Consider the following 19,034-nt stretch of genomic DNA (forward strand, 5'->3'; position numbering starts at 1 on the left):
TTACACTTAGTTAAGCTTCATTTATCAAAGCCAAAGAGTTTTGTTTGTTTCTATAAACTGGTTTGCTATTCGATTTTAAAGCAGTTTGTACTTTATCCAAAACTACTTTATGATAAGAAGATTTATCACAAACAGGATCAGCCTCATTCATATCTTTTGTAAGTGCATATGCTTGACATCTACAACCTCCAAAATCAGTCTCTTTTTCAGGGCAAGTTCTACAAGGCTCTTTCATCCACTTATCACCCCTAAAAAAATTAAATGCTTCAGAGTCATTCCATATTTCTTTTACTGAAAAATCTTTTACGTTAGGAAACTCCAAGGGTAAAGTATTTGCCGTATTACATGGAAGGGCAACCCCATCTGGATTGATAGTTAAAAAAGTAGTTCCCCAACCATTCATACAGGCTTTTGGTCTAGTCGCAAAATAATCAGGTACCACAAAAAACACCTTCATATCATCTCTTTTTTCCCTATAAAAATCCACCTCTTCTTTTGCTTTTTTTAGTTGTTCTTCTGTTGGTAAAAGTGCATCAATATTTTTTAAAGCCCAACCATAATATTGTATATTTGCTATTTCTAAATAGTTTGCTCCAAGAGAGTTTGCAAACTCAATGATTTCACCTACTTGATGAATATTTTGTCGCGTAATACACGAATTAACAATAAGTTGCAAACCATTCTCTTTGCAAGCTTTTGCAAAGGCTAATTTATCCCTTTGGGCATTTTTATTATTTGTAATTAGTGCTGTTGTTTTTGCATCATGTGATTGGATTCCAAGTTGAACTGTTTTTAATCCAGCCTCTTTTAGCTTTGGAACTATAGATAAATCAGCTCCCACACCAGAAGTTATAAGATTAGTATAAAATTTCAAATCTGCTGCTTTTTTAACTATTTCCAAAATATCTTTATTTAGAAGTGGTTCACCACCTGAAAAGCCCAATTGAACAGCTCCCATCGCCCTTGCTTCTTCCATAACTCTAAACCAATCTTCTTTTATCATACTATCTTTTGTATTTGCAAAATCAAGTTGATTATAACAATAGGTACACTCCAAAGGACACTTATGAGTTAACTCTAAAAGCATCCAAAGTGGTGGTTTAATATCATTGTGCATACATCACCCACTTACGCTCTAAAGCCTCTTTTAAAAAAGCTTCCACATCTTTTTTTAAATCAGGCATTTGAAATTTCTCTTCTAAGATTTTTGAAATATCTAAACAGCTTTTTTTACCATCACATAAATTCATTATCTCACCAGCACTTTGATTTAATTGCACCATTCCTTCAGGATACAATAGTACAAAACACCCTTGTGCCTCTTCATATTGTAATTGGAAATGATCATTCACTGCAATTGATTTTTCTAGTTGCATTACATCCCTTTATATTAAAATATGGTGGTCGCTTAAGTTCATATGCTAAATATAAAGCATCACACATAGTCCAAAGAATATCTAATTTAAACTGTAAAATTTCACATGCCTTTTTTTGCAACTCAATAGTATTAAACTCTTCAAGTGTCAAAGCCAAACCATGTTGAACATCACGTCTAGCTTCACTCAATCTTTTTTGAAAATATCTTAATCCATTTTGTTCAATCCAAGGATAGTTTTTAGGCCAAGTATCTAATCTTTGTTGATGAATTTGAGGTGCAAACATCTCTGTTAAAGATGACATTGCAGCCTCTTTCCATGGTCTTTGTTTTGCAAAATTTACATAAGCATCAACTGCAAATTTAACTGCTGGTAATACATATTTGTGAGAAATTAAATCTTCCTTTTTAAGTCCTACAGCTTCACCAAGTTCCAACCAAGCTTCAATTCCTCCACCAACACTATCATGATCAATAATTCTATCTATCCACTTTCTTCTATCTTCTAGTGGTGGATTATTTGACATAATCGCAGCATCTTTAATTGGAATTGCTGTTTGATAATAAAATCTATTTGCAACCCAACCTTGAATCTCCTCTTTAGTACAAGACCCCTCATACATTCTTATATGAAAAGGATGATGAATATGATACATCTCACCCATACCTCTTAGTTTTGCTTCAAACTCTTCTTTTGATAATAATTGTTCCATTTTTTTTGTCATATCATTGTCTCCTTTTTTTATGGTTCCCACAAAAAAAGGGAACCTCTTGTTTTTTGTCTTCTTTTTAACAGGATTTATAAAAAAGCCTTAATCTCTATAAATCGATACTCATACCATCGTAGGACACTTCAATTCCATGGGAAATAAGTTCCTTATACTCTTCATTTTCTTCATCAAGTATTGGATTTGTATTATTTATATGTATTAATATTTTTCTTGGTTTTTCCAAAGTATCAAGTATCTTGATAAGTCCATTTTCTCCACTTAAAGGAAGATGTCCCATATCAGTTCCTAGCTTTGTTGAAAAGCCATTTTTTATCATCTCATCATTTGTCCAAACTGTTCCATCAACTAATAAAATATCAGCATCAGACATCTCTTTTATTATATGCTCTTGGGCAACTCCAAGTCCGGGAAGATAAAAAAGTTTTTTGCCAGTAGTTTTATTTCTAACTACAATACCAATATTATCCCCTGCTCTTGGTTTATCTCTGTATTTAGAATATGGAGGTGCATTTGAGATAAGAGGAAGTGCAAAGAACTCATAACTTGGCATTACTGGTATTTCAAAGGCTTTATTATCTGGAGTGATTTCATTATATTTAATTCCTCCACCATCCCAATGTGTTAATATTTTAAAAAGTGGAAAAGAAGTATTTAGTTCTTCATTTACTTCTTTTGTGCAATATACTTCATGGGGGCAACCTTCCCTTAACATCAATAATCCAGTTGTATGATCTATTTGAGCATCAATAAAAATGATTGCTTTTATTTTAGTCTCTCGTCTTTGTTGGGGCTGTAAAAAGGGTGAATTATGTATTTGTTCTAAAATATCAGGTGAAGTATTAAATAATACCCAGTTTTTACCATCTTCACTAATAGTAATTGAACTTTGAGTTCTTCTTTTAACTATTTTTTTGCCTTCTCTATAAGCTTTACAGTTATCACAATTACAATTAAACTGAGGAAGTCCTCCTCCAGCACTTGAACCTAAAACTTCTATTTTCATAATAATCCTAACTCTTTTTTTAATTGAATTTATCTATTATAAACTCAAGTAAAAAAGAATAAAAGTTAGAGAAAAATTCGCTAACTTTTAAGTTTATTTTTGAAAATTTTTATTCATGACAAATATACATTGTCACTTCAAAACCAAATCTATTATCAACGAACGCTGGTGTTTCCCATTTCATAATATTGTCCTCCTTTTCAAGATTTTATTTTTTATTTACCAATTTACAGGACAATTTATACACCCCTGCATATTTACATCTCCAAAATTTGCATAATGAATTCGTGCACCAGTTAAATTCGCATCTATAAATGAAGAATTAGGAAGCTTTGATTCTTGTAAATTAGCATTTTTAAAATTTGAACCTGTAAAATCAATTTTCGTCATCCATGCTGCTTCAAGATTTGAAGCTTCAAAATTACAATTTTTCATACTAGAACCACTCATTCTTGCAAAATTCAAATTAGCCCCTATAAAAGAAGCACCATCATACTTTCCACCTTGACCAAATAAAGCCCAAGCATTAATTGCTTCAAAATTTGCATTATATGCTTTAGCAGCTCTAATATTTGTATGTCTTAAATCTGCTCTTGCCAAATTTGCATTTTCTAAATTTACTTGTGTCATATCTGACTGTTTTAAAATCGAATGACGCAATTTCGCATTTTTGAAATTTGTTTTTTTTAGATTGGAAAAACTTAAATCTGTCCCATCTAATATAGCTCCTTCAAAGTTTGCTCCCTCAAAGTTAGAATAACTTAAATCTAAATTTGATAAATCCTTATTTCTAAGATCTACATTAGGACAACTTGTTCTAGATTTTAATTTACATCCATTAATAATAAGAGATTCATCTTCCTGTGCATAACTTATAGAAAAAAGCATAATTATCGCTAAAATTATATTTTTCATTTCTGTACCTTTTATAAGTTAGATATAATAAATATATCTAACTTTAATCTTATCTTTTTAATTTAAATACCCAAAATGAACCACCTTGAGAAACTGATTTAGTCAATTTGGCCATGTCACCACCCCATAAAGGAACAGCTCCACCATAACCACTAGCTAAACCAATATATTGTTCTCCATCTTCTTCCCAAGTAATAGGGCAAGACACAATTCCTGAACCAGTTTGAAACTTCCATAATTCTTTTCCAGTTTTTGCATCAAATGCTTTTACAAAACCTTCACCAGTTCCAGTAAATATTAATCCACCTTTTGTAGCTAAAACACCTGCCCATAAAGGAAGTTTTTCTTTATGTGACCAAACAATTTTTCCTTTTACAGGATCAACTGCTCTTAATATACCAACATGATCAGGATACATTCTTTTTATCTTAAATCCTTGACCTAAATAAGCAGCACCTTTTTTATACTGTATTGGTGTTGTCCAATAGTCTTCTTTCCAATGATTTGCACCTAGATAAAATAGTCCAGTATCTTGACTATAAGCCATTGGATTCCAGTTTTTACCACCTAAGAAAGGAGGTGATACATGGATAACCTTACCTTTTTTCTCACCTTTTTTAGGTAAAGGTGGATATTGATTAATATCCACCGCTGGTCTTCCTGTTTTTTCATCAATATGACTTGCCCAAGTTATATTATCAACAAAAGGAAATGCTTTTACGAATCTTCTTGCTTGATCTTCTCTTTGTTTTTTAACTTTTGGCATTTCAGATCTATTAATTACATAAAAGAACCCATTTCTATCTGCATGAGCTGTAGCTTTAATTGTTTTACCATTATCAACATAATCAAATAAAACTAATTCATTATTACCTGAAAAATCCCAACCATCATTTGGTGTATGTTGATAAAACCATTTTATATCTCCAGTACTTGGGTCAATACCAATTTGTCCTGAGGTATATAAACTATCCCAATCTCTTGGATCTCCACCATCTGCTGTTCTTTCCCAAGTATTCCATGGTCCAGGATTACCTGTTCCTATTATAATAGTATTTGTTTCTAAATCATAACTAGCACTTTGCCAAGGAGCACCACCACCATGACTCCACGCAGTTTTTTTACCAGTTTTATTTTTAGGGTCATTTGGCCAAGTTGGTGCTTTTGGATCTCCAGAAGGAGTTGATTTTTTACCATTTAGTTTTCCATAATGCCCTTCAACTAACGGTCTCATCCAAATTTCTTTCCCAGTATCAGGATCTAAGGCAAATAATTTACCTATTACTCCAAATTCATCCCCTGAAGAACCATGAATTAAAAGAACTTTCCCTGTTTTTTTATCTTTTACTATTGTTGGTGCACCAGTCATTGTATAACCATCTTGGTAACCTTTATTTGGTCTATCTTCATAACCAAATCTTTTCTTCCAAACAACTTTTCCTGTATTTTTATTTAGAGCAACAATTCCAGCATCTAATGTTCCAAAAAATACTTTATCTCCAAATATTGCAGCACCTCTATTAACCACATCACAACAAGGTCTAATATCTGGTGGCAATCGATGATTGTATGCCCAAATTCTTTTACCAGTTTTTGCATCTAAGGCAATAATTCTTGAATAAGAACCTGTAACATAAATAATACCATCATAAACTAAAGCCTGTGATTCTTGACCTCTTTGTTTTTCTCCACCAAATGAATAGCTCCAAACAGGCACTAAGTCTTTAACAGTATCAGTATTCACTTGTGTAAGTTTAGAATACCTTTGTGCTTTTGGTCCCATACCATAACCTAAAACATCCTTAGGTGTATCTTGGTCATTAATAATATCTTTCCAAGTAACCTTGCTAGTTTTAGCATCTGCCAAAGTATATTGGAATCCAATGCAACTTAAAAAAGCGATTAATGCTATTTTCTTTAAAAAATGATTATTCATCATTATCCCTCCCCTTCTAATATAAACTTACTTTTTAAATCAATTAATAAGATTACTAATTCATCAAAAAAATAATTCCATAATCTTAGTACACATTTATAGCTTGAATTTAGCCATCACATAATTATTCTAAAATAAACCATTTTATGGAATATAATTATATTTCTAAATTATAAATTAAATTTAATAGTTCCAAAAACATACTTTCTTAGCAATTTTATAGATAATTAAGGGCTATAATGAAGCTATAATCCAATGATATACTTTCACAAATTAATTATTAAGGGGAAGACATGTCTATAATTAAAAAGACAACATGTGTTTTATTAACTGTTACAACTTTAGCCTTTTCTCATGGAGATATGGCACCACAAAAAGTTGATACACAAGGATTATCAGAAGTAAAAGATGATGTATTTAAAAATCCATTTTCAGGTAACAAGTTAGCAATAGAAGTTGGGGCAACTGCATTTAATCAAAATTGTGCACGATGTCATGGATTAGAAGCAAAATCAGGAGGAATTGCACCTGACTTAAGACTTTTAACTGATGGAGATGATGAATATTTCTTAGGTATGGTTAGAGCAGGAGCTGTTAGAAATGGAAATGTATACATGCCACCTTTTCCAGATGACATAATACCTAACTCAGCACTATGGGCTATATATAGCTGGTTGGAAACACTTCCAGAAGAAGACTAATTGTCTTCTTCTTAAATAGAAACAAATATAATTAGGATATAAAATGTATAAACAGCTATTTATAATCTTAATATTCTCAATAAGTTTATATGGAAGCTTTATTGTATATGAAGACAAAAATATATTTACTATTAAACTTGAAAATAAAAAATTTGAAGACTTATTAATTAACTTAAAAAGTGAAATATCCTATCAAGGATATATAATAATAAATGAACTTAATTTGGCAAAGTCAATAAACAATCTTGCAAAAGCTTTAAAAAAAAATAATCCCCTCGAAAAAGGTACAAATTTATTAATTTGTAAAAGAAGTTTTGCCTTAAAAATGATTGAGGAAAATATTCATAATATTACATATTGTCCTCTTTCAATCTCAATATATAAAAAAAATACCTATTTATACATCTCATATAAAAAATTTAATAGTTTTGAAAAAGCTAATAATATTTCAATAATAATCAATAATAAATTAAAAGATTTAATTTTAAGAAGCTTAGATAATTAAGAAGGTAAAAAAGGAATAAAATAATGAAAAAATTTGTTTTTACAATTATATTTTTAATAGTAAATATTAATTTAGGTGCAGATGAGATAATTGATTCATCATCATTTTTAGATATTACTAAACCCATCATAGGAAAAAATAAATATGTCTTTGATAATAAAAATATCAAAATACAAGTTCCAAAGTTTGCTGATAATTCCTTGCAAGTTCCTATTTATATTGATGCTTCAAAGATAATGAATGCAAAAAGAATGCTTATACTTGCAGATTATAATCCAATCCCCATAATAATAGATATGGATATAAAAGAGATACGTCCCGTATTCTCTACCAATATAAAAGTTGCCAATGAGACACCACTAAGAATATTGGTTCTTGATGATAAAAATATATGGCATGTAAATAATGCACTTATTAAAAGTTTAGGTGGAGGTTGTGATGTTTCAAGTCTTGCATCAAAAGATAAATCATTTGCAAAAAAATTAGGTATAACAAAAGGAAAGATATTTATAAAAAAAAATAATAATAATAAAAGAATTAAAGCTTCAATCTTTCATCCCATGGAAACAGGTTTAATATTTGGTAGCTTAGAATTTTATATAGAAAGAATCACAATCCAAGATTCAAATAAAATATTATCAACAATCAAAACAACTTCTGCAATTAGTGAAAATCCTAGATTTATTTTTGAGATAAATAAGAAAGTAAAAAATCTAAATATTCATTTCTTTGATAATGAAGGAAACGATTTTAAACTGGAATTATAATGAAATATTTTTATATATTTATTTTTTATTCAACATTCTTATATTCTACTAGTTTTAATTTTGAACTAAAAGCCATAAAACTATCTACCAATAGTTACTATTTTTATGGAAAAGAGGAGTATTTTTCTGTTAAAAATGGTGGAGATATTTCAAATACTGCTTTTATTATCACAAAAAATAGTGTTATCTTAATAGATACTGGTAGTTCATATGAGTATGGAGAAGAAGTAAAAAAGAAAATAGAACAAATCACAAATAAGCCAATAAAATATGTAATCAATACTCACCACCATCCTGATCATTTTTTAGGCAATAATGCTTTTTCTAATAGTGAAATCTTTTCAACAGAGTTTACTAAAAAAGAAATAGAGCAAAATGGAGATTTGTATATAGCAAATCTAAATAATCTAGTGCAAGGTGCTATGAATGGTACTAAAATAAAAGTTCCAAATGAAATACTAAAATCAAATGAGTTAAATCTAGATGGATATAAATTAAAACTTTTTTATTTAGATGGTCATACAAAAAGTGATTTAGTAATTTATGATGAAAATACTAAAATTCTTTATGCATCAGATTTAGTTTTTAATAAAAGAACCCTTGCTACACCACATGCAAATATTCCAGATTGGATAAAATCCCTAGAAAAATTAAAAAAAATAGACTATAAAATCTTAGTCCCAGGACATGGGAAAATTGATAGGACTAAAAATGCTATAAATGAAGATATAGCTTATTTACACTATTTAGATAATACCTTAAAAAATAGTGCTAGACATGGTTTTGATATCTTTGAAATTCTTGCTAGACCAATTCCTAAAGAGTTTAAAAGTTTTACAATGTTTAAAGAAGAGTTTGAAAGAAGTATTATAAATCTTTATCCAAAATATGAAAAAAGAAGAATGAAAAATTATCAAGAATAGCTAAAAAAGCTATTTTTGATTTTGCATAAACTCTAAAAGAAGTCTAACCCCTGCTCCACTTGCTCCGTAAGGATTATAACCCCATACTTTTTCTCTATAAGCAGCTCCTGCTATATCAAAATGAAGCCATTTGTTTTTATTCTCATCTTTTATAAAATTATCTAAAAATAGTGCAGCAGTTATTGCTCCTCCAGCTTTTGAGCCAACTGAGTTTACAATATCAGCCACACCACTTTTTATCATAGGTGGTAAATATCTATTAAATGGTAAAAATCCAACTAATTCCCCTGATTTATCTGAGGCTTTATTGATTTTCTCTTTTAGTTTTTTGTTATGTCCCATTACACCAGTTGTATATTCTCCCAAAGCTATAATACAAGCACCTGTCAATGTTGCTAAATCAAAGATATAATCTATATCTTTAATCTCATCTTGGGCATAACATAAACAATCAGCAAGTACAAGTCTTCCTTCCGCATCTGTATTTCTCACTTCTATAGTTTTACCATTACGAGCTACTAATACATCATCTGGTTTATAAGCATCTCCTCCAATCATATTTTCAACAGCACCTAAGATTCCATGAACTTCATATTCACAAGCAATAGCATTTAAAGAGTTCATTACTCCTAAAACAGCACTTGCTCCACTTTTATCACATTTCATAGAGACCATACCCTCACCTGATTTTAAACTCAAGCCTCCACAATCATAAGTTAAACCTTTTCCCACAAGAACAATTTTTCCCTTTGGATTTTTGGGTTTATATGTTAAATGTATAAGTTGGCTTTCATGTCTTGAAGCACGACCTACTGCTAACATAGCATTCATCCCATGCTTTTCTAAATACTCTTCACCTTGAATTTTGCACTCTAAGCCATTTGCAAAAGATATTTCTTTTGCCTTTTCGGCCATTGTTATTGGAGTAAAATCTTCAGGTGTAGTATTAACAATATTTCGAACCAAGTTTACACTTTCACAAATAGCTATTGTTTCATTTAACTCATTTTGTAAATCAGTTTTTTTGTGTTTTGAATCTTTGTTATCAATAAAAACATTTAACTCTTTTTCTTCTTTTTTTGATTTATATTTATCAAAAGAATATGCTCCTAAAACTAAACCTTCTACGATATTTTTTAGATTTAATTCCTTATCTTTATTTACAAGGGAGATTTTTACATTTTTATATTTTGTTTTTAAAATAGCTTTTATAGCATTTGAAAAAGCGATTTTTAGATCTTCACCTTTTAGTTTGTTTGTACCAACATATAACTTTTTCCCATGAAATAGAACTTCACCTTCATTTGCATTGAAACCACTTTGTTTTAATAACTCTTTTTCTTCTTTTTTGCACTCTTTTAAACTTTTTAAAATAACAATCTCTATATCAAATTTTTCTATTTCTTTTAATTTTATTTTCATATTTTAGTTCCTCTTCCTAGTATTTCAGAAGCTTCTGAAATGATTAAAAATGCTTCTGGGTCATGCTTTGAAATAATATCTCTTAATAATTGTATTTTATTTGTTTCAACAGCTACAAAGATTATATTCTTATCTTGCCCTTTATGTAAACCAACTCCTGTAATCACAGCTCCATGCTCTTCAATTCTTTCTCTTATGTGTACAGTTAAATCTTCAACCTTATTTGAGATTATATGAACAACTTTTTTAGATGGTCTTCCTGTTAATACCATATCAACAATTTTTGAAGTAATATAAACTCCAATAAGACTATAAAATGATTTTTTAATATCTCCATATACAAATATTGAACTAATCAAAATCACTGCATCTTGAGCTAATAATATTTCAGATACTTTAAACTTCGTTTTTGAAGCTATTAATTCTCCTGAAATAGAAGTACTACCTGTTGATGATTTACCTTTTATGATAAATCCAACCCCTAGACCAACAAATATACCACCAAATATAGCTCCCAAAAGAATATCATTTACTAAAGGTTTTAATTCTAAAACTTCTTTAAAAAAATCTGTAAAGAATGAAAGTAATAACATTGTAATTAGTGTTTTAATCGTATATTTTTTACCATAATAAATATATCCCACAATTATAAAAGGAGCACTGACAAGTATAATATATGTACCTAAAGTAAGATTAGGAAATACATAATGAACAAGTAAAGCAATACCTATCCCTCCACCTGTTATTATCTCATTTGGAGATAATAAAGTTACAGCACCAAAAGACAAAGACATAGTTCCTAATAAAACATATAAATAGTTTAACAAATCTTTTTTCTTCATATTTTCCCTAGTATAAATTTTTGCGATTATACCAATTTTATATTAAGTACTATTTATACATATGTAATAGGTAAATAATAATCTAAAATAAATTTTTCATCATCTTCTAAAAAATGGTTCTTTTCATATATTGAATAAGAAGGTGCTGTTTTAGTCTCATAACCACTATTTAATAACCAAGTGTGATAAAGCCATCGCATAAATTTTAAAGTATCTCCAGAAAAACCTTCTAAGTGAAATTTTGCATATATCCCATCTGGAATTAAAAATGTTGGAAGAGAAGAATCTTCTATTTCAACCTCATCTTCTAAAACTATACAAGCTATATATTGACACTTATCAAGGGGTGTAATTACTGGATTATCGTGATGAATACCTATTTGTTTATAATTTTTTATATTTTTTGTAAGTGTCCAAGTATAAAGTTTTTGCCAAATATTTTTTATACTATTATCATAACCTTCATGTCTTATATAATAAGCTCTTAATTTGGGCATTTTTACAATTTTTGCTTCAATATTAAATTCAGGAATATTTAAATCCAAAGAATCAATTGAATCTTTTAAAATCTCTTTAGAGTACTCTTTATAACCATCATTTTTCCACTTCTTAGGAGTACAATTAAATCTTTGTTTAAATGCTCTTATAAAAGAAGTTTGTGAGCTATATCCACACATAGAAGCTATTTGGGTAATAGTTGAGTACTTATTTGTAATAAGTAAAGTAGAAGCCTTTTGTAATCTTATTGATTTAATTGCTTCATAAATATTTTTCCCAAACTCTTCTTTAAATATACGGTGCATATGAAATTTACTTATATTTAAATCCATACTTAGGGTATCTATATTTATATCGGTATCAATATATTTGTAAATATAGTACATAATGTAATTAGTGATTTTTGCTCGTTTTTCTAAAGTCTCTTTTTTCATAAAATATTATATTATATTTTTAGCAAGAATAGATAGTTTTTATAGCAAAAAGTGTAAAGAATAAAAAATTTTATTCATATATCATTTCACTAAAAAGAGGATTAAATGAAACGCTCATTTATAAGAGAGATACTTGAAGCAATAGATGAAGAGACAATATCATTTGCAGGTGGTTTACCAAATAGCTTATTATTTCCAGTTGATGATTTGAAATTATCTGCAAATAACATCTTAAAAAAAAGAGATGTTTGGCAATATAGTTTAAGTAATGGAATTAAAAGCCTAAGAAAAAAAATTGCAAAACAATATTGTAATGAGGGCTTTGAAACTGAAGCTGAAAATATACTTATTACTACAGGAAGCCAACAAGCTTTATACATCTTAGCAAGACACTTCCAAAATAAATCTATAGTTTTAGAAGATCCTTCTTATTTAGGTGCAATTAATACTTTTAAATTAAATGATTTGAAAATGAAAACTGCTCCATTAGAAAGTGATGGAATAGAGTTGAAATCTTTTAAAAAAGCTTTTGAAAAATCAAAATTAAGTTATTTGATTCCAGATTTTCAAAACCCATCAACTAGAACTTATTCTAAATACAAAAGAGAAGAAGTAGCAAAAATAGTTGAAAAGAATAATGGATTATTAATAGAAGATAGCCCTTATACTGAACTATATTTTGATGAAAAAAACAAAAGTATAAGCTCACTTATTCCAAATAATAGTTTTCATTTAGGTTCTTTTTCAAAAACACTTTGTCCCTCACTTCGAATTGGTTGGATAAGAGCAAATAAAAAATTAATCGATGAACTTTTAGTAATAAAAGAGAGTATTGATTTACATAGTTGTGGTTTATCTCAACATCTTTTAAATGAGTATTTAAAAAATGATAAAAAATATCAAAACCACTTAAATATTTTAAGAAAATACTACAAAGAAAAATCAGAATACTTTTGTGAACAATTAGATAAATATCTTCCTGAATTTGTTTATGAAAAACCAAAAGGTGGGATGTTTGTCTATGGTGAATTTAAAGATGTTGATAGCTTTGAACTTTTAAATAAATGTATGAAAAGAAAAGTTGTATTTGTACCTGGTTGCGAATTTTATGTAAAAAATAAAAATAAAAATGAGATTAGATTTAATTTTACAAACTCTAGTTTAGAAGATATTACAAAAGGTATAAAAATAATTGCCCAAGCTCTTAAATCTTAATATTTTTATTTGACTTAACATAAAGATATTTTTGATAAAATCATTACTAAAATAAACCTACATGAGGGAAAAGTGTAATGAATCTTATTATAAACGGCGAAGAGAAGAACTTTCAAGAGGGAATCTCTTTGCAAGAAATTATTACTTCACTAAAAATCGAAGATAAAGTTATGGCAGCAGCGGTAAATATGGAAATTGTTAAAAAAGATGAGTGGACAAATTATAAACCACAAAATGATGATAAACTAGAATTGTTACAATTTGTTGGTGGTGGTTGATAAAATATGTCTACTCAGCATAAAGGAAAATATGCAGAAACAAAAGCTTGTGAATACTTAAACGAACAAGGCTTTAAAATAGTTGAGCAAAACTTTTTTGCAAAAAAAATAGGTGAAATTGACATTATTGCTTCAAAAAATGAAACTTATCATTTTGTAGAAGTAAAATCTGGTCTTGAATATGAAGCAGCTGTAAATAATATAACTAAATCGAAACTATCAAAAATAAAAAGAAGTGCCGATTATTATTTACAAACTAAAAAACTAAATGTTGCATTTTGTATAGATGCAATTATTATCGTAAATGAAGAACTAGAGTTTTTAGAAAATATAACTCTATAGGTCTTCATCCTTATTTCTAGCTCTTTGCTCTTTTAGTTTTCTATAAATTAGTTTTCCTATTTTTGTTATATTTTCAAAAAACTTAGTTGTATAAGTTGCATGGGTATTATTAATCTCTTCCCCTAAATTCACATCTAGTGCTTCTGATTTTTTCATAGCTAAAAGTTGAGAAGGGAAAACACTTCTATGTCCTGTCATTAAAAAGGCGATTATAATTGATAAAGCTGCATAGTGGGCAACATTCATACCAAAAAGTTCAACTGCCATAATCATAGCTGCAATTGGAGCACTAGTAGCACCTGCAAGAACACTTACAAACCCTAACGCAGCAAATAGTGGAATATATCCATCAACTAGCCAACCAAAGAAGTTTCCACTAGTAGCCCCGATATAAAACACAGGAGTAATAACTCCTCCACTTCCACCAAAACCTAAAGTAAGTGCAGTAAAGACAGTTTTAAAGATAAAGGCATACCAAGGCACATTTTCGTGAAGCTCAAAGCTAGAAGACAGTGAGCTTTTAATAGTCTCAAATCCCAATCCTAAATACTCAGTTCCAAAAATCATTGTAAGAATTACAATTACAACTCCACCTAAAAAAGCTTTTAACATATAATTCATTTTTAAGCTACTTGCAAACTTTTCAACTGCAGACATAGTAGTAATAATAAAATCTGCTACTAATCCAAAAAATATCCCACCAATTAAGATTTTAGCTATTAGTGCATAATTAAAATCAAAAACCGTATAAAAAGCAATATCAAAATAGGTATAACTAATACCAAATAACATTTTTGCTACAAAAAAAGCAGAAAATCCAGCAACAATAGATGGAAGTAAAATATCATACATCAAGGCACCAACAATTAGTATCTCAACACCAAATATAGCACCTGCTAATGGAGTTCCAAATACAGAAGCAAATCCAGCACTAATACCACAAATAACCATCTTCTTTTTATCTCGTCTTGAAAACTTAAATAAATTTGCTATAAAAGAAGCAGCAGCAGCACCTATTTGTGCCCCTGGCCCCTCTTTACCAACTGAACCACCTGCAAATATGGTTAATACAGTTGCAAATAATTTTACTGGTATTACTTTTATATCCATTTCACCAGATTTTTTATGCACAGCTTCAATAACTTTTTCTGTTCCATGTCCTTGTGCACTTGGGGCAAACTTTTTTATTAAAAATACTGTAATAACAAGGGCAAAGGGTAAGGTATAATAATAATTAAAGGGAAGTAGCTCTCTTGAGTTTTCACAATATTCTAGAAGCTTTAAAAATAAAGATACGATTGCACCAACGATTGCACCAATTAAAGAAGAGATTAATATCCATTTTGTGATACTTGCGAACATCACTGTTTGTTCAGCAAGGTGTTTATTTAAGTTTTTATTTGTCATGCTAGCTACTTTAAAAAAGTGTTTTATTAGTAAGGGATTATATCAGAAAAAAAATAATATTTAGTTTGAATAAACCCTAAAAATCAAAGATTTTTAAGATTTCTAAATTTTTAAATATTCATCAATTGTTTTAAATTCATTTATGTTTTTTGGATCTATTTTTAAAATATTCGCCATCGATTTTACACCCATTGATAGTAAATATTGTAAATTGGTATCAAAAGTTGCTTCTTCTATTACTAAAATTTTATCTTTATGCACTTCAAACATAAATCCACCATTTGGAATTGGGGTCATTGAAAGAGTAACTGTATAGTGATCTTTAATAATACTCTCATTAGTAGAGTACATCAAACCTATATTATAATCTTCTTTAGAGAACCCTCTTATTAAGACAACTAATACTTTCTTTTCCCCAGATTTTGAAGTATTGAATATATTTACAAGCTCTTTAACTGTCTCATATCCAGGTATTTTAGAATATATTTTTTGAACAAAATCTCCAAGTCTTGTCTCTACAAAAATTCCAACAACATATGCGATAAATAACAATAAACAAACACCAACAATTGTCCAAATAAAAGGAAAATGTTCAGGATTTATTCCAATAGTTTTAAATAAATATCCTGTTATTGCATCTACTTTTCCATATATCCAGTTAATTATAATTGTAATAGCGATAATTGGAGCTAACCAAAAAAGACCTTTTAATATTATTTCAAAAATATGATTTTTACCATGGCTTAAAAAATTTCTTAGTTTATTTAACATATTCATCCTTTAAAAAATTATATCATTATTTGGATATTTTCTATACAAATAATTTTTCTATTATTTCATTTTTTTGATAATATATCATATGGAATCAATACTATTTATTTTATTTATATCATTATCAATTTCGACTATTTTAAATATCATATTTAAAAAACTATCAGTCTCACATATTTTAGGATATATCATAACTGGTACACTAATAAGTACCTTATTTAATTTTAATGGTGAAGAAGATCTTGATGCTTTAAATCTAATTGCTGAATTTGGTATAGTTTTTTTAATGTTTTCTATAGGATTAGAAATGCCTATTGAGAAACTAAAAAGAATGAAAAATGCTTTAATCTTTGATGGTCTTTCTCAAGTATTTATTAGTGCAGTTATTATATTTATTATTTCTAAATATGTTTTTTCAATTGATACAAATTCATCTTTAATTATTTCACTCGCATTTTCACTATCTTCAACTGCCATTGTTTTAACTTATCTAAAACAATCAAAAGATATATATACTCCCTATGGACAAAGAGCAACTGCAATTTTAATATTTCAAGATTTAGCAGTAATTCCAATACTCTTACTTATTAGCTTTTTATCAAATGACACCTTAAGTCTGCAAGAAGTACTTTCAAAAACAGTGGTTTCAGCTGTTGGAATTATAGCTTTTATGTTTATTATTGGTAAACGACTTATTTCATTACTTTTAAAGTTTTCAACACAAACAAAACTTGAAGAGTTATTTTTAGCTTCTGTTTTATCAATAGTAATTGGAACTTCTATTTTAGCCCATAGTTTAGGATTTACATACTCTCTTGGTGCTTTTATTGCTGGTATGATTATTGCTGATAGTTCTTTTCATGTAAAGGTTGAATCAGATATTTCATCTTATAAAGATTTACTTTTGGGTACGTTTTTCTTTTCAGTTGGGACAAAAATAGATGTTAGTTTTTTACTTTCAAATATTCATTATGTATTACTAATTTTTGTAGCTGTTATGGCTATAAAAGCGGCTGTAATTTATTTTATTATTAAGTTCAAAGAAAATAAAAGTGACTCGGTAAAATCAGCGATTGCCCTTTGTCAAGTGGGAGAATTCTCTTTTGCAGTTTTCGCCCTTGCTGCAAGTAATAATATTATATCAGAAGAATTAAGTAAATTTTTGATTTTGGTTACTGTTTTATCTATGATAATTACACCTTTTATTGTAAATAATATCTATAAATTAGCTTCTTATTTTGTAGTTGAGTTTTATGAGTCAGATAAAATTACACCAATTGATCAAAAAAACCATACTATTGTTTGTGGATATTCAATGCTTGGAAGAATGATTGCAAATACTTTGGAAGAAAAAAAAGTGTCTTTTGTAATTATTTCAGATGACTTAAGACACGTTTTACTTGCTAGAAAAAGAGGTTTTAAAGCATACTTTGGACACTTAGATAAACTTCCAGTTTTAGAATCACTTAAAGCTGATGAAACCTCAAGTATCATCATAACACTTGATAATATAAATAAAATAAGTCTTATTTGTACTGCTGTTTTATCATTTTATAAAGATGCAAATTTAGTTGTAAAAGTTGATAGTATAGAAGAGAAAAAAATGCTAAAAGAATTAAATATCAAAAAATTTGTATATGCTTATCAAGAGGTTGCTGAATTACTTGTAAAAGAGAGTTTAGAGGTTCAATAAACAATCTTTAATATTTGACTATTTTGGTGAATGTCAATTATAAAGATTGTAAATTTAAGACTTGTATATAAAAAATTAATATTGAATACTAACTTATAAAAATAGCAAAAACATAGCCAAAAGGCTTAAATCGTATTTAATGAATAATTAACTATAATCCCTAACTAAATTTAGGGAGATTCTTTTGTACGAAAAAGAACTTAATGCTATAAAAAAATCTAACTTATATAGACAAAGAAAGATATTTGATGAAAAGCTAATAGATTTAGCTTCAAATGACTACTTAGGTCTTTCAAGTAATGAAACACTTTTCAAAAATGCCTATGAAAATGTGTTAAAACAAAAATACAAATCCCCCAAAGCCTCAATCTTAGTAAATGGATATAGTCAAATTCACAAAAAATTTGAAGATGATTTAAAAAAAGCAAACAAATTTGAAGAAGCTTTGGTGGTTGGAAGTGGATTTTTGGCAAATGTCTCTATGATAGAAGCATTAGTTCGAAAAGGTGATACACTTTTTATAGATGAAGAGTATCATGCAAGTGGAATACTTGCTACAAAACTGTTAAAAAAAGAACAAGTAATTCTTTTTTCACATAATGATTACCAAGATTTAGAAAATAAAATTAAAACTAGAGAATTAAAAGGTAGATTCATTATTGCTATTGAGGGTGTTTATTCAATGAGTGGAAATATTGCTCATAAAGAGTTCTTCGATATATCAAATAAATATGATGCTTTATTAATAGTTGATGAAGCACATAGTTCAGGAGTTATTGGAGAGAATCTTTTAGGAATATTTGATTATTACAATATCAAACCACAAAAAAATCACATAAAAATGGGAACTCTTGGAAAAGCTTATGGAAGCTATGGAGCATATATTTTATCATCAAAAAATATAATTGATTTTTTGATAAATAGAGCAAAAGCTGTTATTTACACAACTGCTCCATCTTTATTTGACATAGCCTTAGCTAATGAATCTTTAAAATATATATTATCAAATACAAATGAAATAAAAACAAAAATTAAAAATCGACAAAAAGTTATAAAAGAAGAATTAGACATTGAATCTAAGTCTTTAATCACAGCTTATGAAATTGGTGAAAACAAAAAAGTTTTAGAAATACAAAAAAAAGTTTTGGAAAATGGTTATATAGTAGGTGCTATTAGGCAACCAACAGTAAAAAGTGCTATTATTAGACTTATTTCTAAAATAGATGTTTCAATAGATGATTTACAAAAAGTTTGTAAACTAATTAAAATATAATCA

The 19,034-nt window shown here is 28.4% G+C and carries 21 protein-coding genes; 9 read left to right on the forward strand and 12 right to left on the reverse strand.

What is annotated here, in order from left to right; genetic code table 11:
• Nucleotides 1–10: 10 nt before the first annotated feature.
• The 7 genes from pqqE to ACNI3D_RS14940 all read right to left on the reverse strand — a co-directional run bounded on the left by pqqE (nt 11) and on the right by ACNI3D_RS14940 (nt 5,963).
• A complete protein-coding gene (gene pqqE / locus ACNI3D_RS14910) occupies nt 11–1,117 on the reverse strand; it encodes a pyrroloquinoline quinone biosynthesis protein PqqE (RefSeq protein WP_419767564.1) in 1,107 nt (368 codons plus the stop codon).
• A complete protein-coding gene (gene pqqD, locus ACNI3D_RS14915; protein ID WP_419767565.1) occupies nt 1,107–1,376 on the reverse strand; it encodes a pyrroloquinoline quinone biosynthesis peptide chaperone PqqD in 270 nt (89 codons plus the stop codon). The genes pqqE and pqqD overlap by 11 nt, the downstream gene beginning before the upstream one ends.
• Entirely contained in the window at nt 1,345–2,100 is a 756-nt protein-coding gene (gene pqqC / locus ACNI3D_RS14920) for a pyrroloquinoline-quinone synthase PqqC (RefSeq protein ID WP_419767566.1), read from the reverse strand. The genes pqqD and pqqC overlap by 32 nt, the downstream gene beginning before the upstream one ends.
• A gap of 94 nt (nt 2,101–2,194) precedes the next feature.
• Entirely contained in the window at nt 2,195–3,109 is a 915-nt protein-coding gene (gene pqqB / locus ACNI3D_RS14925) for a pyrroloquinoline quinone biosynthesis protein PqqB (RefSeq protein WP_419767567.1), read from the reverse strand.
• Between the two features lie 109 nt (nt 3,110–3,218).
• Entirely contained in the window at nt 3,219–3,293 is a 75-nt protein-coding gene (pqqA, locus tag ACNI3D_RS14930) for a pyrroloquinoline quinone precursor peptide PqqA (RefSeq protein WP_129099699.1), read from the reverse strand.
• 35 nt (nt 3,294–3,328) lie between these two features.
• Nucleotides 3,329–4,024 carry a pentapeptide repeat-containing protein gene (locus ACNI3D_RS14935; protein WP_419767568.1) on the reverse strand — a complete coding sequence of 232 codons (696 nt, stop codon included), beginning with the start codon at nt 4,022–4,024 and terminating at the stop codon, nt 3,329–3,331.
• Nucleotides 4,025–4,073: 49 nt separating this feature from the next.
• Nucleotides 4,074–5,963 carry a methanol/ethanol family PQQ-dependent dehydrogenase gene (locus ACNI3D_RS14940; protein WP_419767569.1) on the reverse strand — a complete coding sequence of 630 codons (1,890 nt, stop codon included), beginning with the start codon at nt 5,961–5,963 and terminating at the stop codon, nt 4,074–4,076.
• 290 nt (nt 5,964–6,253) lie between these two features.
• Here ACNI3D_RS14940 and pedF point away from each other — a divergent pair, with 290 nt between their 5' ends.
• From pedF to ACNI3D_RS14960, 4 genes are read left to right on the forward strand one after another with little or no spacing between them, the layout of a single operon-like run.
• Nucleotides 6,254–6,661 (forward strand): cytochrome c-550 PedF, encoded by a 408-nt coding sequence (pedF, locus tag ACNI3D_RS14945; protein ID WP_419767570.1) that lies wholly within the window; start codon nt 6,254–6,256, stop codon nt 6,659–6,661.
• A 43-nt stretch (nt 6,662–6,704) separates the two neighbouring features.
• Nucleotides 6,705–7,166: a DUF302 domain-containing protein gene (locus ACNI3D_RS14950; protein WP_419767571.1), complete on the forward strand. Its 462-nt coding sequence runs from the start codon at nt 6,705–6,707 to the stop codon at nt 7,164–7,166.
• Nucleotides 7,167–7,189: 23 nt separating this feature from the next.
• Nucleotides 7,190–7,933, forward strand: a complete 744-nt coding sequence (locus tag ACNI3D_RS14955; protein ID WP_419767572.1) for a quinoprotein dehydrogenase-associated SoxYZ-like carrier — start codon at nt 7,190–7,192, stop codon at nt 7,931–7,933.
• The gene (locus ACNI3D_RS14960; RefSeq protein ID WP_419767573.1) at nt 7,933–8,856 is read left to right on the forward strand and encodes a quinoprotein relay system zinc metallohydrolase 1; all 924 of its coding nucleotides are present in this window, start codon (nt 7,933–7,935) and stop codon (nt 8,854–8,856) included. Before ACNI3D_RS14955 ends, ACNI3D_RS14960 begins: the two co-directional genes overlap by 1 nt.
• Before the next feature lie 9 nt (nt 8,857–8,865).
• Here ACNI3D_RS14960 and ACNI3D_RS14965 read toward each other — a convergent pair whose 3' ends face one another.
• The 3 genes from ACNI3D_RS14965 to ACNI3D_RS14975 are packed head-to-tail and all read right to left on the reverse strand — an operon-like array spanning nt 8,866 to nt 12,052.
• A complete protein-coding gene (locus ACNI3D_RS14965; protein WP_419767574.1) occupies nt 8,866–10,278 on the reverse strand; it encodes a leucyl aminopeptidase in 1,413 nt (470 codons plus the stop codon).
• On the reverse strand, nt 10,275–11,120 hold the full coding sequence (locus ACNI3D_RS14970) for a YitT family protein (RefSeq protein ID WP_419767575.1): 846 nt from the start codon (nt 11,118–11,120) through the stop codon (nt 10,275–10,277). The genes ACNI3D_RS14965 and ACNI3D_RS14970 overlap by 4 nt, the downstream gene beginning before the upstream one ends.
• Before the next feature lie 53 nt (nt 11,121–11,173).
• Nucleotides 11,174–12,052 carry an AraC family transcriptional regulator gene (locus ACNI3D_RS14975; protein ID WP_129099540.1) on the reverse strand — a complete coding sequence of 293 codons (879 nt, stop codon included), beginning with the start codon at nt 12,050–12,052 and terminating at the stop codon, nt 11,174–11,176.
• A gap of 105 nt (nt 12,053–12,157) precedes the next feature.
• Here ACNI3D_RS14975 and ACNI3D_RS14980 point away from each other — a divergent pair, with 105 nt between their 5' ends.
• From ACNI3D_RS14980 to ACNI3D_RS14990, 3 genes are all read left to right on the forward strand, one after another.
• Nucleotides 12,158–13,267 (forward strand): aminotransferase-like domain-containing protein, encoded by a 1,110-nt coding sequence (locus ACNI3D_RS14980; RefSeq protein ID WP_129099539.1) that lies wholly within the window; start codon nt 12,158–12,160, stop codon nt 13,265–13,267.
• Between the two features lie 77 nt (nt 13,268–13,344).
• Nucleotides 13,345–13,545, forward strand: a complete 201-nt coding sequence (gene thiS / locus ACNI3D_RS14985; protein WP_129099538.1) for a sulfur carrier protein ThiS — start codon at nt 13,345–13,347, stop codon at nt 13,543–13,545.
• 6 nt (nt 13,546–13,551) lie between these two features.
• Nucleotides 13,552–13,887, forward strand: coding sequence for a YraN family protein (locus tag ACNI3D_RS14990; RefSeq protein ID WP_419767576.1), 336 nt, complete (start codon nt 13,552–13,554; stop codon nt 13,885–13,887).
• On the opposite strand, the gene ACNI3D_RS14995 is transcribed toward ACNI3D_RS14990, so the two are convergent.
• Both ACNI3D_RS14995 and ACNI3D_RS15000 read right to left on the reverse strand, forming a co-directional pair.
• Nucleotides 13,882–15,294 (reverse strand): chloride channel protein, encoded by a 1,413-nt coding sequence (locus tag ACNI3D_RS14995; protein WP_129099536.1) that lies wholly within the window; start codon nt 15,292–15,294, stop codon nt 13,882–13,884. The genes ACNI3D_RS14990 and ACNI3D_RS14995 overlap by 6 nt on opposite strands.
• Nucleotides 15,295–15,396: 102 nt before the next feature.
• Complete coding sequence (locus tag ACNI3D_RS15000; protein ID WP_419767577.1) at nt 15,397–16,065, reverse strand: DUF502 domain-containing protein; 669 nt, start codon at nt 16,063–16,065, stop codon at nt 15,397–15,399.
• An 88-nt stretch (nt 16,066–16,153) separates the two neighbouring features.
• Here ACNI3D_RS15000 and ACNI3D_RS15005 point away from each other — a divergent pair, with 88 nt between their 5' ends.
• Entirely contained in the window at nt 16,154–17,758 is a 1,605-nt protein-coding gene (locus ACNI3D_RS15005; RefSeq protein ID WP_419767578.1) for a cation:proton antiporter domain-containing protein, read from the forward strand.
• A gap of 184 nt (nt 17,759–17,942) precedes the next feature.
• Nucleotides 17,943–19,031, forward strand: coding sequence for an aminotransferase class I/II-fold pyridoxal phosphate-dependent enzyme (locus ACNI3D_RS15010; protein ID WP_419767579.1), 1,089 nt, complete (start codon nt 17,943–17,945; stop codon nt 19,029–19,031).
• Nucleotides 19,032–19,034 lie beyond the last annotated feature (3 nt).

Origin of the sequence: Arcobacter siniprincipis (SeqCode), assembly GCF_048571125.1 — a bacterium.
GTDB lineage: Bacteria > Campylobacterota > Campylobacteria > Campylobacterales > Arcobacteraceae > Arcobacter > Arcobacter siniprincipis.